This window comes from Curtobacterium sp. MCBA15_004, from assembly GCF_001865055.2.
In the GTDB taxonomy this organism is placed as follows: Bacteria; Actinomycetota; Actinomycetes; order Actinomycetales; family Microbacteriaceae; genus Curtobacterium.
In genome coordinates this window covers 782868-798704 of sequence record NZ_CP126266.1, presented here as the reverse complement: position 1 = coordinate 798704, position 15837 = coordinate 782868, and the positions used below count along the sequence as shown (strand labels likewise).

The following is a 15837-nucleotide window of genomic DNA, read 5'->3' as shown; positions in this document are numbered from 1 at the left end:
CTCCCCCGACACGGGGGAACCCCGTGAGCGGCACGCTGGTGGTCGTGGACGCGCACCCGGTCGGCGACCGCTACGAGTGGCTCGTCCCATCGGAGTATGGCAGCCGGCTCCTGCACGCGGTGAGCTGGGGTGCCGCGCTGCGGGAGTTCTCACCGCCGCCGCACGTGCTCCTGCTGGCGGACCCGGGGGTGGTCGACGCGGCCGCGGTCGGTTCGGTGGTGCGGATCTGCCGGGCACTCGGGGTCCGGGTGGTCTGCGACGCCTCGCGGCTCGGCCCCGACGCGGTCGGTGCCGCGCGGTCCTGCGGTGCGGTCGTCTGGGACGGCTCGCCGGTCACCGCGGGCGACGCGTTCGGCGCGGACGCGGCGGGCTGACGCCGTCGCGACGACGGACGGGAGGCACGGTGCGGGGCCGCCACGCGCCTCCCGTCCGGCACGTGGGGACGACGGGAGGCGCGCACCGGGGCCGCCACGGGCCTCCCGTCCGCCTCGACGCGGTGCCGACCGCGGGGTCAGCGCACCTCGAGCGCGTACAGCGAGTACCCGTACGGCGTGCCCCGTTCGACGCCCTGCAGCCGCAGCGTCCGCCACGAGCCGTGCAGCGCGACCCGGTCGGTGCCGCCGTCGCCGTCGGTCACCGTCGCGACCGTCGTCCACGCGCCCGTCGTGCCGTCACGGCCCTCGATCCGGTACGAGCGGCCGTACGCGGCCTCCCACCGGATCGTCGCCTCGTGCACCGTGTGCACCGCACCGAGGTCGACGTCGAGGTGGGCGTCGTCGACGTGCTCGCTCGCCCACCGCGTCCCCGGGTCGCCGTCGACGGCGAGGCGGGCCGGGGTGCCGGCCGACTCGTCGCCCGATGACCGCACGGTCGCGCGGCGGGCGAGGTCGGGTGTCGGCGCGCCCTCGGTGGAGAACACCCGGAAGGACCACACTGAGACGCCGTACCGCGTGTTCCTGGTGTCGGCGACGAGCCGCACGTACCGACCGCGCACCCCGTCGAGGGCGTGCCGCTCGGTCCCGCCGCTCCCCGCGGTCGTGGTCGCGACCGTGCGCCACGGATCGGTGTCGCGGTCGCGGACCTGGACCCGGTCGGACGCCGCCGAGGCCGCTTCCCACGCGACCTCGACCCGGTCGAGCGGCAGCACCGCGCCGAGGTCGACCGCGAGCCACTCGCCGTCGTGGGCGGCACTCGACCAGCGGGTCGTGTCGTCGTCGTCCACGGCCGCGTCGCCGGCCAGGTCGCCGCGCTCGTCCGACGAGGTCGTCACGGGCTTGCCGACCGCGACGTCCCGGGCCGCTGCGGGGGTGGCCGGGGCGTCGAGCGTGCGGACCACGGCGGTGCCGGCGGCCTCCCCCCGGGTCGCCCGGACGGTGATCGTCGCGGCGGGGGTACGGGGTGCGGTGACGACCCCGGCGTCGCTGACGGTCGCCCCGTCGCCCGGGTCCGTGGCGGTCCCGCTGCCGTCCGCCGCGTCGACGGTCCACGTCGGGCGCGCCGGTCCCTCGAGCAGCCCGCCGGCGCCGTCCGCGTCGAAGCCGTACGCGGCGAGCCGGACGGTGTCGCCGGACCGGACGGTGGCGCTGCGCGGGGCCACGAGCAGGTCCCGCACGGTGACGGCCGACGCCGCGGGGGTCCCGGTGACCCGGACCTCCCACACCGAGTAGCCGTACTGCGTCAGCCGGTCGGTCAGGTGCAGCCGGACGTACCGGGCGGTCGCCCCGACGGGCACGGTGTCGGCGGCGGCGTCGGTCTTCTCGACCGTGCGGACGTCGCGCCAGGGACCGTCCGCCGCGTCGGCCACCTGGACGACGTAGCGCGCGGCTGCCGCGGCCTCCCAGTCCACCTGCACGGTGTCGACGTCGCGGGCACCGCCGAGGTCGAGCACCAGGTCGACGTCGTCGACACCGTGGCGGCTCTCCCAGCGGGTGGAGCGGTCACCGTCGACGGCCCTCGCGGCCGTGCTCCCGCCGTCGGTCGAGGTCGCGGTGGCCCGGACGCCGGGGACGACGGGGACCGTGACGACCGAGGACACGACCGCGGTCCCCTCGACCGTGGCCGGTCCGGCACCGACGGTGGCGACCAGGTAGCCGGCGCCCGGTCCCGTGGTGGTCAGGGTGCCGTCGGCGGTGACCGAACCCGGCGCGGTCGTGCTCCACACCGGCGGGGCGGGCAGCGCGGCGGGGTCGCCGTACTGGTCGTGCCCCTCGGCGCGGAAGGTCACCGGGGTGCCGACGACGAGCCGCTCGACGCCGGGGGTCACCGTGAGGCCGGTGAGCACGGGCGTCGGGGCCACCCGGAACCGGTGTTCGCCGTGCACGGAGCCGACCGTGGCCGTCACCGTCGCGACGTCCACCGGGTCGGCGCCGGCGTGCAGGGTGCCGTCGGCGTCGATCGTCCCCGAGGACGTGGTCCAGCGCACGCCCTCGAGCGGCACGGTCGCGCCGTACTGGTCGGTGCCGGTCGCGGTGAGGTGCACCGTGCTCCCGGGGGCGACCGTCCTGGCGCCGCCGTCGAGGGCGACCGCGACGTCGGTCAGCCGGGCGTCGAGGTGCGAGGTGATCTGCGTCCGGGCCGGGACCGCGATCTGCCCGATCACGCGCTGCCCCTCGTAGACGTCGTAGGTGTGCTGGACGTCGTCGATGTTGTCGAGCACGTACGAGTACGTGCCGTCGGCGGCCCGGAACACCTGGCTGAGCGGGTTCGAGGTGTGCCGGTCGGTGACCTCGGTGCCGACGGTGCGGTTCGACATCGCCTGGTGGTAGACCAGGCCGGCCATCGACTGCCCGGTGACGGCCGGGTCCTGCTCCGCCCAGAGCGCCGCGTGCACGTCGGCGTAGGTGTCGGGGTCGTACTGGGCGAGGAAGCCGAGCACGACGTTGCCGAGGGCGTCGCCCATGTCGCTGAACACCGCCGCGGCGTGGGCCGTGTCGACACCAGGGCGGTGGTCGGTCAGGTCGACGCCGTACAGCCGGTCGATGGTCGCGGTGTCCGCCCGGTAGTCCGTGACCAGGAAGGACAGCAGCGGCGAGCGCACCGGCCAGTCGGCGGGCTGCCGGTCGGCGGTCGGACCGTCGAGCTCGGCGGGCACGAGGGCCGCTGGCAGGGTCTCCGGCGTCCAGTACGCGTCCGGGAACACCACGGTGCCGTCCTCGGCGACCGAGACGTACAGCGTGTCGGTCGCGCGGTCGTACAGCGGGTTCGCGGCCGTCCGGGCGGTGACGTACCCGGGGTGGTTCCGCTCGGCGGCGCGGACGGCGTCCTGCAGCTCGCGGATCGCCGCCGGTCGGTCCCGGGTGATGACGGCGTCGCCGTAGGTGCCGACGCCCCACCACTTCTTCGTGAGCATCTGCACGTGGCCCGCGTTGCCGCCGACCACGCCGTCCTGTCCGACGACCTGTGGTCGTGCGCGCATCATCTGCCGCATGAGCGACGCCGAGAAGTCCGGGTCCCAGCCGAAGTACGCGAACCACGGGGCGGTCGGCATCCACTGGATGCCGTAGATCCAGGCCGGGTCGCCCGAGAAGTACGTCGCCTCGGCCTGGCCGGAGTCGAACAGGATGCCCGCCTGTCCGGCCCGGTACGCCGCGGGGAACGCGCCGTTCCCGTCGTACGCCTTCGACGCGGGGTTGCCGTGCGCGTTCTGGTAGTAGTCCCGCACGGCCGCCCGCTCGGTGACGTACTGCATCGCGCCGGTGGCCTGCATCTCCTCGTCGCCGAGGACGGTGCCGAGCAGGAACAGCCCGGCCTCGGACTGGATCGCCTCGGACGACGACTCCTGGTTGTTGCCGCCCGGCGAGGAGACCCCGCCGGCGTTCGAGTGCCCGGTCCAGACGCCGAACGTCCGCAGGTACGGGAAGCGGGCGTCGTCGCGGTCCCAGTTCGCGTACTGCTTCGCGACCAGGGTGGCCATGCCGCCGTAGCGCTCGGCCCACGCCGGGTCGGCCCGACCGAGCATCGCGGTCGCGAGCGCGAAGTAGCCGTAGTGGAAGTGGTTGTCGTTGAACTGCGCCGAGCCGTACGAGTCGCCGAAGCCGATCAGGGCCTTCCACGTCGGGTACATCGCGAAGAAGTGCTCGCGCTCCCCGATGGAGTACGTGTACCAGTCGGTGAGCGCCCGTTCGAGCGTCGACCGGAGCCGCTCGGCGTCCGCGTCGTCGCCGATCTGGTCGGCGATCGTCATGTACGCGCCGAGCTGCTGCAGGTCCTTGCCGCCCCAGTAGGTGTCCCCGCCGTAGGTGGTCTTCGCGGCGTAGTCGGCGAGGTACCGCCGCATGACGTCCTCGCGGTACGGGTCGTCGCCCGTGGCCGTGGGTTCCGCGCCGACCGGAGTGAGCCCGCTGAACGCGTAGCGGAGCGTCCAGCCGTCGTGCCCGACGGTGGTGCGCATGGTGCCCCGGGGCGTCGCGTACGTGGCCCCGGTGAAGCGGAGGTCGTTCGTCGACTCGGCGTACTGGTGCTGGAGCCAGCCCTGCACGGTGTCGTGGTCGGTGCCCTGCAGCAGGTCGGTGCGGAGCGACCAGCGCTGCTCCACCTGTCCGGCCGCGGGGTCGTACGAGTAGGCCATCGTGGTGTCCCGCGGCACCGCGAACGCCGTGCGGTGCAGGTCGTCGAGCGTCAGCCCGTGCTCGGGCACCGCGCTGACCACCAGGTAGGGCGTGCCCGCGGACGCGTCCAGGACGTCGCCCGTGCGGGTGAACGTCGTGCCGGTCGGGGCGTGCACGCCGAACACGTGCCCGTCCTGGCGGATCTCGAAGCGGTCGGCCGTGATCGTGCCGGTCAGGCGCTCGCCGTCGCCGTCCGTGAGCGTCGCACCGGGCTGCAGCGTCAGCCGAGGGGTCGCGCCGTGGAACTCGAACCACTCGTAGGGCGAGCCCTGCACGCTCGTGACGTCGACGGACTGGCCGCCGGGGCCGTCCTGGGGCATCCGCCAGCTGACGTTCCAGTCGCCCCACCGCAGGGCGTCGGCCTCCTTCGCCGAGAACGTCGTGGAGGACCGCTCGGCGAGGCCGTCGGGCGCGTCGGTCAGCAGCACCTGGTCGAGCAGGACGTGCGCCCAGCCGGCGCGCAGGTCGTCGACCACGCGGAGCTGCGCGGTCCTGCCGCGGAGCGCCGAGACGTCCCACGACGCCCACCGGAGCACCTCGCTGTCGGTGCCGGTCGCCTGCTCGACGACCTGCCCGTCCACCAGGAGCTGCACCGCCTCGTGGTCGGGGTGCCGACCGCCGCCGACGAGGAACGCGAGCGTCGAACGGTCGATCGTGAACGCGGGCGAGGTGAGCGTGCCCGTCGCGCCGTCGCCGTCGTCGTCCGTGAAGGAGTCGAGGAAGCCCTTCCCGAGCCACCCCGAGACCGCGCTCTGCCCGCGTGCCGTGCCGGTCGCGGTCGTCGTGAACGCGTCGCCGGTCGCGGTCCAGTCGGCGGGGACGCCGTCCTCGAAGTCGGCGAGGAGCCGGTCGGAGGCGTCCGGGGTCGGCTCGACGGTCGCGCCGACGGTGATCGGGGCGTCGAGCCGCATGGCCGTGCCGTCGGCGTTCCAGGTGGTCGGGTAGCTGAGCTTCGTCCCCGCGGCGCTGTTCGACGACACGAACGGGTAGGCCCACATGTCGCCGGACCAGCGGCTGACGAGCAGGTCGGTCCACCACTGGTTGGTCGGCACCGGCTCGCCCGCCTGCGACGGGTCGACGTACAGGTGCTGGTCGACGGTGGCCTGCACGTCCGCGATGTCGGGCAGGCTCCCGGGCGGGGTCGGGGCGTAGGAGCCGGCGCCGACGCGGACGCCGTCCGCGGGCGGCCCGGCGGGCGCAGCAGCGGCGGCGGGTGCGGCGGGTGCGGCGGGTGCGGGTGCGGCGGGTGCCGGTGCGGCGGGTGCGGGTGCGGGTGCGGGTGCGGCAGCGGCGGGTGCCGCGGCTGCCGGGTGCGCGGTGCCGACGGCGGAGAGGGTGAGCGCGCCGACCACGAGCGCGACGACGGAGGAGCGGACGACGTCCACGGTGGGTCCCTTCCGGGGAGGTGGGTGTCGGCGGGGGCCGCGGCCGACGGTCGCGCTCGGGTGTCGCGGATCCCTGTCGGCAGTGCGGCGGCGCCCGTCAGCGTCCCGGGTCACGAGATCGAGGAAGTGTCGTGTCTGGTCCGGAGAGCGCGGCCTGGCCGGACGGGAGGCGCGGGTCGGGGCCGCCACGCGCCTCCCGGCCGGCGGGCGGGCACGACGGGAGGGACGGGTCGGGGCCGCCACGCGCCTCCCGGCCGGTCGTCGGTCCGGTCGTCAGTCCCGCGCGGTGGCGGCGGACCGTGCGGACAGCACGTCGGCGACGGCCGACGCGAACGCGTCGGCACCGGCGTGGTCGTCCGCGGTCACGGTGACCACGGCGTCGCGATCGAACAGCAGCATCTGGCCGTGTGCGCCGTGCAGCCGCCAGAGCTGCCCGGGGCCGTCCCACCCGGCCATCGCGTACCGCTCGTACCCGGGACCGGCGCCCTCGCGCTCCACCCAGTCGGAGTGCAGCGCCTCGCACCAGCGCGCCGCGACGACCCGGTGGCCGTCGACGACCCCGCCGTCCCGCACCAGGCGTCCGATGCGGGCGAGCTCCGACGTGCGCAGGGCGATGCCCTCGCCGCCGGCGACGAAGCCCCGCGCGCACCGCGCCCAGTCCACGTCCGCGATGCCGAGCGGTGCGAACACGCGCTCGGACACGAACGCGCCGACGTCCCCGACGTGTCGTTCGAGCACCCGCATCGCCGTGTACGTGCTCGCGTTCGCGTACTGGAACACCCGTCCCCGAGAGGGCCGCGACAGGAACTCCGCCGCGAGGTCCGGCCACTCGGTCAACTCGGTCGGCGACCACGGCATGTCCACGCCGCTCGTCATGGTGAGCAGGTGCCGGAGGGTGACCCGGTCGGTGCCCGCGCCGGTGCACAGGGCGGGCAGCGTGGCGGCGACCGGCCCGTCCACGTCGACCAGGCCGTCGTCGGCCGCGATGCCGACCGCCAGCACGGCGACGCCCTTGGCGACCGAGTGGACCTCCTCGCGCACGTCCGGGGTCCAGCGGTGCTCGACCGTGTCGTCACCGACCCGGACGTGCAGACCGTGCGCGCGGAAGCCGGTGGCGGCGACGTGCCGGACGAGGGCGTCGAGGGCCGCGTGCGCGGGGGTCGGCTCGGCCGGGGTCGGCTGCGCGGAGGCCGGCTCGGCCGGGGTCGGCTGCGCGGGGGTCACCGGGCCATCCTGCCGCGTCCGGTAGGCTCCTCGCTGTGTCCGGCACGGTGCCGGAGTGGTCGCGGAAGGCGATCCGGGCTGAAAACCCCACGACGCCTTCCCGAGAACGGAACCACTCCGCCATGCCCACCTCCCCGTCCACCGGCACCACGCCGACCGTCGGTCCTCCCGCCGCAGGCGCCTCCGCCGGGTCCGCTCCCGCGACCGGCTCGACGCCGACCGGCTCGACGCCGACCGGCCGGATCGACGCCCGCTCGCGGCTCGTGCTCGTCACGCTCGCCGCGGCGCAGCTGCTCGTCATCCTCGACACCACGATCGTGAACATCGCGATCCCGCAGGCCGCGACCGAGCTCGGCCTGACCGCCGACGGGCGGCAGTGGATCATCACGGCGTACGCGCTGACCTTCGGTGCCGTCCTGCTCATCGGCGGGCGCATCGCCGACTACTGGGGCCGCAAGCGCACGTTCGTGCTCGGTGTCGTCCTGTTCGCGGCGGCGTCGCTCCTCGCCGGGCTCGCGACCGTCCCCGCGATGCTCATCGGCGGCCGGGTGCTCCAGGGTGCCGGTGCCGCGCTCATGGCCCCCGCGGCGCTGTCGCTCGTGAGCGTCACCTTCCCGTCGGGTCGTGCCCGGAACACCGCGTTCGGGGTCCTCGGCGCGATCACCTCGAGCGGCGCGGCCGTCGGCCTCCTGCTGGGCGGGGTGCTCACCGAGTTCGTCGGCTGGCGCTGGTGCCTGCTCGTCAACGTGCCGGTCGCGGCCGTGGCCGTCGTCGCCGCGGTCCTCGTGCTCCGCGAGAGCCGTGCCGAGGGCCACGGACGACTCGACGTCGCCGGTGCCGTGACCATCGCCGTCGGGCTGGGCGCGCTCGTGTACGGCTTCACCCTCGCCGAGCGGGGCTGGGTCGAGGGCGGCGCGCTCGTCGCGATCGGCATCGGTGTCGTGTTCCTCGTCGCGTTCGTGCTCATCGAGCTGCGGGTCGCCGCGCCGCTGCTGCCGCTGCGCGTCGTGCTCGACCGGAACCGCGGCGGCGCCCTCGTCGTCCAGACCTGCGCCGGTGCCGTGATGGCGACCGTGACGCTCTACGTGACCTTCCACCTGCAGCAGGTCCTCGGCTTCGCGCCGCTCGTCTCCGGCGTCGCGACACTGCCGCTCGCGCTCGCCATCGGAGCGGTCATCCCCGTGCTCGTCAAGACCGTGCCGCGCACCGGCCCGAAGCCCCTCATGGTCGTCGGACCGGTCGTCGCGGGCATCGGCGTGCTGCTGCTCACCCGCGTCTCGGCCGACGGCTCGTACTGGACCGACGTGCTGCCCGGCCTGGTCGTGATGGGCGCCGGCATGGCCGCGATCTTCGTCCCCGCGCAGAACATGGCGCTGTCCCGGGTCCGCCCCGAGGACGCCGGCGCCGCCGCGGCCGCCGCGAACGCGACGAACCAGATCGGCGGTGCCGTGGGCCTCGCCGTGCTCACGAACCTGTACGTCGCGCACGCCGGGGCGGGGCGATCCGCCGGTGCACTCGTCGCCGGGTACGACGCGGTGTTCCTCGGCGCAGCCGTGGTGATGGCGATCGCCGTCGTCGCCGCGGTGGTGCTGCTCCGCAACCCGCAGCTCGGGGAGGACGCGGGGGCACAGCAGCTGCCGGCGATGCACTAGGCGGTCCGCCCGTCGCGGTCCGTCCGTCGCGGCGTGGCCGGCGCGACGCGGCCCGCGGCGCGGCCCGCGGCGCGGCCGGAGCGGCTCGACGCGGCTCGACGCGGCGCGGCCGGGCGGCGCGGCCGGTCGGCGCGGCCGGTCGGCGCAACGCGGCCGGAGCGGCGCGACGCGCGGGCGGCCGACCCTGCGTCGCGCCGGCGGCCGACCCGGCACCCGTCGGTCGGCCGGCGGCCGACCCGGAACACCCGGCGGTGCGTGGTCGGCGACCCGCGCACCGGGCGCACCACGGGCCTCCAGACCGTCACCGGGGTCGCGTCCTGCCGCAACCCTGACGCGTGGGACGCGCACCCGATCCACTGGCCGACCGACGGCTCGGCCGCGGGCCGCCGTCAGGGCAGGATCGCGTCGACGTACCCGCCGTCCGCGCGGACCGCACCGCCCGTCGTCGCCGAGGCCAGCGGCGACGCGAGGTACGTCACCATGTGCGCCACCTCCTCCGGCTCGAGCAGACGCTCGACCAGCGACTGCGGACGGTGCTGCCGCATGAACTGCCGCTGCGCCTCGTCCCAGGGCAGGTCCTCGCCGACCATCTCGGCGACGAAGTCCTCGACGCCGCCCGTGTGCGTCGGGCCCGCGAGCACGGTGTTGACGGTGACGCCGGACCCCTTGACGGCCTTCGCGAAACCGCGGGACACCGCGAGCAGCGCGGTCTTCGTCATGCCGTAGTGGATCATCTCGGCGGGGGTCACGACCGCCGAGTCGCTCGCGATCGAGACCACGCGGCCCCACCCCTGCTCGGTCATGCCCGGCAGGTAGGCGCGCATCAGCCGGACCGCCGCGAGGACGTTCACCTCGAAGTAGCGTCGCCACTCGTCGTCGGTGATCGCGAAGGGGTCCTCGCTGCCGAAGATGCCGAGGTTGTTCACGAGCACGTCCAGGCGCGGGAACCGGTCGAGGACCGTGGCGGCGCCCTCGGCGGTGGCCAGGTCGGCGGCGACGCCGTGCACCTGCGCTCCCGGCACCTGCTCGCGCACGGCGTCGACCGCCTGCGTGACGCGGTCCTCGCTCCGTCCGTTCACGACCACGGTCGCGCCGGCCCGGGCGAGGTCGACGGCGATGGCGAGACCGATCCCCTGCGTGGAGCCGGTCACGAGGGCGGTGCGGTGGTCGAGGTCGATGCTGGTCATGTCCAGCACGGTAGCCGCCGGGCGGACGGGATGGTCCACTGCGTAGGCTGTGGGCAACACCTGTCGTTCAGGACGACGGGAACCCGCAGGCAAGTCGAAGGAGAACGCCGATGCGCGCCGTGATGTTCGAGCAGTACCAGACCTTCCCGTCCCTCACCGAGGTCGAGAAGCCGGTCCCCGGTCCCGGGGAGGTGCTGCTCAAGGTCGCCGGAGCCGGCGCGTGCCACTCCGACGTCGCCGTGTACCGCGAGTTCCGCGAGGGCCAGCCCGGTGCGCAGGCACCCGGCTTCGTGCTCGGCCACGAGAGCTCCGGCTGGGTGGAGGCCGTCGGCGAGGGCGTCACCGGGTTCACCCCCGGGGAGGCCCACCTCGTCTACGGCCCCGTCGGCTGCGGGCACTGCTCGTACTGCTCGAAGGGGCAGGACACCTACTGCGAGAACGCCGCGACCAACCCCTACGCCGCGATCGGCCTCGGGCGCGACGGCGGCATGGCGGAGTACGTCACCGTGCCGGCGCGGAACCTCGTCCCGCTCGGGGACGCCGACCCCGTCGCCGCGGCACCCCTCGCCGACGCGGCACTCACGCCGTACCACGCGATCAAGGGCGCCCTCCCGGCCCTCGCCGGCGGCGGCAAGTACGCCCTGGTCGTCGGGCTCGGCGGCCTGGGCCAGATCGCGGTGCAGATCCTCACCGCGCTCACGGGCGCCACCGTCATCGCGACCGACGCCAAGCCGGAGGCGATGGAGCGCGCAGCAGCGCGTGGCGCGCTCACCGTGCCCGCCGGTCCGGACCAGGCAGCGGCCATCCGCGAGCTCACCGGGGGCAAGGGCGTCGACGCGGCCTTCGACTTCGTCGGGGTCACGCCCACCATCGCCACGGCACAGGCCTCGATGGCGATCGGCGGTCGCCTGGTCGTCGTGGGCATCGCGGGCGGGACCGTCGAGTGGAACTTCTTCTCGACGCCGTACGAGTCGACGATCACGAACACCTACTGGGGCACGATCGAGGACCTGCACGATGTCGTCGCCATGTACCGCGCCGGCCAGATCGAGCCGGACGTCGAGCGGTTCTCGCTCGACGACGCGCTCGAGGCGTACCGGAAGCTCGAAACCGGGGAACTCTCCGGGCGCGCGGTCGTCGTCCCCACGATGTGACGGGGCAGGCCGACCCCGGCGTTCCGGGGTCGGCCCGTGGATGTGCGTCCGTCCGGGCGGCGGTCAGCCGTTCCAGGCGTTGCCCGTCAGCCGTTCCAGGCTTCGCGGACCGCCTCGGCCAGCCGTACCCGGGCGTCGTCGTCGGTGGCGACCGCTCGCGGCCGGTCGATGGTGAGCCTGCCGTCGCGGAGCGTGAGCTGCGCGGTCTGCAGCTGGAGCTGACCGGCGATGCCGACCTGCACCGTGGTGCCGTCGGGGAGCACCGGCCGCACCGCCTGTACGAACGCGGGGACGTCGTCGATGCGCTGCAGGGTCGCGGAGATCGACGCGTTCGTGGTGGTCGTCGGACTCGTCGGCGTCGACGGGGACGGGCCGTCCGACGGGTCCGCGCCGAAGAAGGACGCCCGCGCGGGCAGGAAGGCGGTGAGGCTCCGGGCGACCGCCGCGGACGCACCGAGGCGATCGGCGGAGCCCTGCACGAGGAGCCCTTGGTGGTCCCCTGCGGCCGCCGCTGCCGACGACCCGACCGACAGCGTCCGCACGGGTGCGACCGGCGACGCCGCGGCGAGCGCCTCGGCCGCCACGAGCGCCGTGTCGACGTCGGCGGCGGTGACGGTGACCCCGGTGCGGGTGAGCTCGACCGCGGTGACCCCGGGACGTGCCGCAACACGGGCGAGCCGATCGGCCTCGGCGTACGTCCCGGCGTCCGGTCGTTCGTCGACGTCGTCACCCGGGTCGCGCTTCGTGACGACCCCGCCGTCCACGATCGCCGCGGCGTCCGGCGCTGCCCGCTCCAGCACGGCGGTCACGTCGGGCACGTCGGCCAGGTCCGCGATGTGGACGTGCACGAGTCCCCGGCGGACGGTGGCAGCGGTCAGCCGGTGCGCAGCGGCCACCTGTCCGAGGGCTGCGACCTCGGTCGCGGGATCGCCCGCCGAGTCCGTGATGGACCAGTCCGGTTCCCGCCGTCCGGTGGTGTCACGTGCCGGGTCGTTCCAGGCGCTCGCGGTCGCGGTGACGTCGTCCCACCCGGACCCGTCGGCGGCCGCCCGCACCGCCGTCCACCCGGTGACGAGGTCGGCGGGGTCCGCCACCTGCAGGTCGAGTGAGCGGACCTCGCCACGGACGGACAGCACCGCGCCGAGCCAGCGGTCGTCACCACGGAGCCCGTCCACGACGTCGAGCACCCGCGCGTTCGCCGTCCTGGTCGGCTGGACGGTGAAGACGAAGCCGTCCGCCTCGACGTCGGCCGAGTAGGTGACGCTGCCCCGGTGGTCGGCGATCCACTGTCCGACGGCGTCGGTGACCCGCTGCAGTCGGTCGTCCGACAGGCCGTCGTCGGTGACGACCGTCGCGGTCGTGGTCCCGGCGAACGGTAGATCGTTCGAGCCGTCCGCACGGACCGTCGCGACACCGTCGATCCGCGCGAGCTCGTCGCGGGCGGCGTCGGCACCGGCCGAACCGGCGTCGACGTGGCCCGTGCAGCTCGTGAGCAGGAGCGTGGCAGCGGCGAGCAGTGCGGCGACCGCGGTCGTCCGGGTGGTGGTCGAGCGCACGGAGCCTCCGTCGGGGCGTGCCGCCGACGACGGCTCAGTCATGGACGTAGCGGTAGGTCGGCTCCGGTCGATCGAGACTGCCGACCCAGAACCCGAGTACAGCACCCTCGCGGTACCCCGTGCTGACGCGGCGGTCGTCGGTGGCCAGCCGGACCGCGTGCGGATCCCCGTCGGCGAGACGCCACGTCCCGGTGAACGACACCGGCGCGGAGCGGTCGGCACACTCCGGGAGGCCCGACCACGGGGCGTCGACGTCGCAGGCGATGTCGTACGGCATGTCCACCACCGCGAGGGAGCCGTCCTCGTGCAGCACCATCCGGCTCGACGGGTCCGAGGACAGTGTCCACGAACCGACCGGGTCGACCGGTGGCGTCGTGGACACGGACGAGCAGCCGGTCGTCGCTGCGAGGGTCACCGCGGCGAGCACCGCGGCCACCGGCAGTCGGTCGTGCATCGTGCCCCCTCCCCCTGTGCACCGCTGCGAGCCGGACGGTCGCGTCCCCCGTAGCCCCTTCGTCCAGCCAACCAGATCGACGGCACACAGTGCTCACGGCAGAAAGCCACGAGTGTGTCGAGCCGTCCACGCGGGTCCGCCCGACCTTGACCCGAGATGGAGCCGTCGTTCCCTGTGCGGCGGGATCGGTCCGACCGCATTCCCACCTCTTGCACGCGAGGTACGGGACTTGGTGGGGACAGGAACGACACCTGGACAAGCGACGGCACCAGCGGCGACTTCGCCCCTCGCCACCAGCGCCCCGCAAGCGCTCAGCCGCAGAGCACGCTCATGACGAGTTCGATCGGGATACCCGCAGCGTCTGCGAGCTTGTGCGCAGAAAGATGCGCGCCAGCGAGCCGGATGGCTTCGTTGCGAAGTTCGAGAATCTCTGCGTGGTCTTGTCCTGCGATGAAGTTCGCTATGCGGTGCAAGGCTCCGACGGTTGCCGCCAGCGCAGGGCCGTCATCCGGAGCGAGGGATGGTGGCATCGGTCAAGCGTGGGGGTTTCGAGTCAGCGTCGCGACGAACAGCCCCCGGGTCGCCCTCCGCAGCAGCAACATGGGGCCGACGACCACGACGATGTGCGCAATGGCGAACGGCGTCGCTCCGGTGCTCTGCGACTGCGCCGGAGCGCCGGCAGGATACGCAGACGGGAAGCGGAAGGCGAGGCTGAATCTCAGTAGCGCCGTGCGGCCCTGTCCGTTTCGACTCGTGGTAGGTCCTGACACGTTCCCCCTCGTCAGCGAATCTGCCGTCGGCAGGCAGAGCGACCTCAACCTAACTTCTCTAGAACCACTTGTCTACGGCCCAGAGGTTGACGCGGTCTCCTGCGGCTCGGCCGAATACTCGCTCTGCACGGGGATCTCCCGCCGAGCGAACAGGAGTTTCAGATGGCTTTGACCAAACGTTGGGGGCGCTTTGAAGCGACGGCAGCAACGATGTGCACCGTCGTCGGCCTGACGCTCGTTCCCGCTGTATCAGCCTCCGCGACGAGCGATGATGCCGCGATCACAGCTCACATGAGCGACTGGTACGCCGCGCGCGGCGTCCCAGAGGCAACCTACGGCCCGCTCATCGACCGGTTCCTCGATGGCGGGATGATGGATTCGATGCGCGAAGGCCAGTCTCCGGCCTCGGTGAAGGTCCTCCAACGCGACGGATTCACGGTGACGCAGTACGTCTTCGCGGACGGTTCGATCTCCGAAACGGAGATGCAGAACCCGAACGCCGGTGGCGGGGCCGGCATCTCCCGACGAGCCGTGACCCCGCAGTCGGTGGGTCAGTGCGCGAGCACCACACCGAGTCACTACGACACTCGGTACAACAACTGTGTCGTCGCCGCGGACAACAGCTTCTTGCAAGTCGCCTTCCATGCCACGTACGACATCGTGCAGGGAGACAACAACGATCTGATCAACGAAGTCTCTGCACCGTACGCCTACGCGATTGCGGGTACGGCACCGACGCCGTCCCTCAAGATCACGAAGAGGAACGAGAACGCGTCCGGACCGGCGACCGCAACAGCAACGACTGTCTACAACTCTTCGAGGGGCGGCGGCTCCTTCACGGCGAGCCTCTCTCTCAAAGTCGGCAACAACAAGGCAACCAGCACCAAGGGAGGCTCCTGGTGAGCACGACGAACTCGGTCAAGAAGGTCACAATCACTGCCGTCGTCGTCGGGGCACTCTGCTCCGGCATGTTCGGCGCGCTTCCCGCTTCGGCCACGACGACGACCCAGGACCAGACAGCGCTCCGGGAATGGTTCACCAGCCAAGGTGTCCAGTCGGCGACGCAGGATGCGCTCATCGCCAAGCTCGACAGCGGCAGTCTCCTCGACTCGATGTCGCAATCCGTTGAACCGACCAGTACGACCAGCGTGCAAACAGCGACCGAGCTCGTGAGTCGATCCGTCTACCCAGACGGGTCCGTCGCCGTCACCTCGCTCGAGAAGCCGGCGGTCACCGCTGGGGGCGCGAAGGCCGGGTCTCGCTCGCTTCAACCCCAGCAGATCACAGGATGCAAGGAATCCAACGGTGGCGGCTACGTCGTCGAGTCCAACTGCAAGGTCGAGATCGCCACGGGCCCGTACGACCTCTGGTTCAACGCGACCTACGAGCGCTACACCGGAGGGGCACAGATCGACACCGCGAACAAGGCGAACGCGGTGGTGAAGTACGGCAATCTGGTTGCTGCACCGACCGTGACCATCAAGCGGAAGAAGCAGGACGGCTCCCTCGAGGCGTACGCACAGGAGCACGCGCTGTACAAGTCGACCAGCCTCGGATCGAGCGAGGATCTCTACGTCTCGCTGCGGGTCACGACATCGAGAGCTTGGACGACCAACTACTGATCGCGCGCTCGGCGTAGTGTCAGCGCAGACGAACCTGTCCGTCTTCTTGAGGGGAATCCAATGCTGATCCCAGGTTTCATCCCGGTCGTGCTCGTGGTCACGTTCATCCTGATCGGCACCGCGGTGCGGGGGTCCTTCAAGAAGGGACCGACCCAACGCCGCCAGGACTCGGAGGCACGCGACCGACGGGCACAGCACACGGGCGATCAGCCCTAGCGGTCAACAG

At 73.2% G+C, this 15837-nt stretch carries 12 protein-coding genes; 6 read left to right on the top strand and 6 right to left on the bottom strand.

What is annotated here, in order from left to right:
- Positions 1-23: 23 nt before the first annotated feature.
- On the top strand, positions 24-374 hold the full coding sequence (locus tag QOL16_RS03785; protein ID WP_065961918.1) for a hypothetical protein: 351 nt from the start codon (positions 24-26) through the stop codon (positions 372-374).
- 137 nt (positions 375-511) lie between these two features.
- On the opposite strand, the gene QOL16_RS03780 is transcribed toward QOL16_RS03785, so the two are convergent.
- Both QOL16_RS03780 and QOL16_RS03775 read right to left on the bottom strand, forming a co-directional pair.
- A complete protein-coding gene (locus tag QOL16_RS03780; RefSeq protein ID WP_071282474.1) occupies positions 512-5992 on the bottom strand; it encodes a discoidin domain-containing protein in 5481 nt (1826 codons plus the stop codon).
- Between the two features lie 273 nt (positions 5993-6265).
- A complete protein-coding gene (locus tag QOL16_RS03775; RefSeq protein WP_083395059.1) occupies positions 6266-7216 on the bottom strand; it encodes a serine hydrolase in 951 nt (316 codons plus the stop codon).
- Between the two features lie 122 nt (positions 7217-7338).
- Here QOL16_RS03775 and QOL16_RS03770 point away from each other — a divergent pair, with 122 nt between their 5' ends.
- The gene (locus QOL16_RS03770) at positions 7339-8868 is read left to right on the top strand and encodes an MFS transporter (protein WP_083395058.1); all 1530 of its coding nucleotides are present in this window, start codon (positions 7339-7341) and stop codon (positions 8866-8868) included.
- A gap of 389 nt (positions 8869-9257) precedes the next feature.
- On the opposite strand, the gene QOL16_RS03765 is transcribed toward QOL16_RS03770, so the two are convergent.
- Complete coding sequence (locus QOL16_RS03765) at positions 9258-10055, bottom strand: SDR family NAD(P)-dependent oxidoreductase (RefSeq protein WP_065964970.1); 798 nt, start codon at positions 10053-10055, stop codon at positions 9258-9260.
- 110 nt (positions 10056-10165) lie between these two features.
- Here QOL16_RS03765 and QOL16_RS03760 point away from each other — a divergent pair, with 110 nt between their 5' ends.
- A complete protein-coding gene (locus QOL16_RS03760; protein ID WP_065964975.1) occupies positions 10166-11209 on the top strand; it encodes an NAD(P)-dependent alcohol dehydrogenase in 1044 nt (347 codons plus the stop codon).
- Between the two features lie 86 nt (positions 11210-11295).
- Here QOL16_RS03760 and QOL16_RS03755 read toward each other — a convergent pair whose 3' ends face one another.
- The 3 genes from QOL16_RS03755 to QOL16_RS03745 all read right to left on the bottom strand — a co-directional run bounded on the left by QOL16_RS03755 (position 11296) and on the right by QOL16_RS03745 (position 13749).
- Entirely contained in the window at positions 11296-12765 is a 1470-nt protein-coding gene (locus tag QOL16_RS03755; protein ID WP_071284863.1) for a hypothetical protein, read from the bottom strand.
- Positions 12766-12799: 34 nt separating this feature from the next.
- Positions 12800-13219 carry a hypothetical protein gene (locus QOL16_RS03750; protein WP_139266440.1) on the bottom strand — a complete coding sequence of 140 codons (420 nt, stop codon included), beginning with the start codon at positions 13217-13219 and terminating at the stop codon, positions 12800-12802.
- Between the two features lie 311 nt (positions 13220-13530).
- Complete coding sequence (locus QOL16_RS03745; protein ID WP_139197600.1) at positions 13531-13749, bottom strand: hypothetical protein; 219 nt, start codon at positions 13747-13749, stop codon at positions 13531-13533.
- Positions 13750-14151: 402 nt separating this feature from the next.
- Between QOL16_RS03745 and QOL16_RS03740 the strand changes: the two genes are divergently transcribed.
- From QOL16_RS03740 to QOL16_RS03730, 3 genes are read left to right on the top strand one after another with little or no spacing between them, the layout of a single operon-like run.
- Positions 14152-14892, top strand: coding sequence for a hypothetical protein (locus QOL16_RS03740; protein WP_139266439.1), 741 nt, complete (start codon positions 14152-14154; stop codon positions 14890-14892).
- Positions 14889-15611 carry a hypothetical protein gene (locus tag QOL16_RS03735; RefSeq protein WP_065965087.1) on the top strand — a complete coding sequence of 241 codons (723 nt, stop codon included), beginning with the start codon at positions 14889-14891 and terminating at the stop codon, positions 15609-15611. The genes QOL16_RS03740 and QOL16_RS03735 overlap by 4 nt, the downstream gene beginning before the upstream one ends.
- A 60-nt stretch (positions 15612-15671) precedes the next feature.
- Entirely contained in the window at positions 15672-15827 is a 156-nt protein-coding gene (locus QOL16_RS03730) for a hypothetical protein (protein ID WP_175473101.1), read from the top strand.
- Positions 15828-15837 lie beyond the last annotated feature (10 nt).

Excerpts from the sequence above, each read along its gene's own strand:
- QOL16_RS03760 (WP_065964975.1), top strand. The coding sequence starts at position 10,166 with ATGCGCGCCGTGATGTTCGAGCAGTACCAGACCTTCCCGTCCCTCACC.
- QOL16_RS03745 (WP_139197600.1), bottom strand. The coding sequence starts at position 13,749 with ATGCCACCATCCCTCGCTCCGGATGACGGCCCTGCGCTGGCGGCAACC.
- QOL16_RS03765 (WP_065964970.1), bottom strand. The coding sequence starts at position 10,055 with ATGACCAGCATCGACCTCGACCACCGCACCGCCCTCGTGACCGGCTCC.
- QOL16_RS03740 (WP_139266439.1), top strand. The coding sequence starts at position 14,152 with ATGGCTTTGACCAAACGTTGGGGGCGCTTTGAAGCGACGGCAGCAACG.
- QOL16_RS03770 (WP_083395058.1), top strand. The coding sequence starts at position 7,339 with ATGCCCACCTCCCCGTCCACCGGCACCACGCCGACCGTCGGTCCTCCC.
- QOL16_RS03730 (WP_175473101.1), top strand. The coding sequence starts at position 15,672 with ATGCTGATCCCAGGTTTCATCCCGGTCGTGCTCGTGGTCACGTTCATC.
- QOL16_RS03750 (WP_139266440.1), bottom strand. The coding sequence starts at position 13,219 with ATGCACGACCGACTGCCGGTGGCCGCGGTGCTCGCCGCGGTGACCCTC.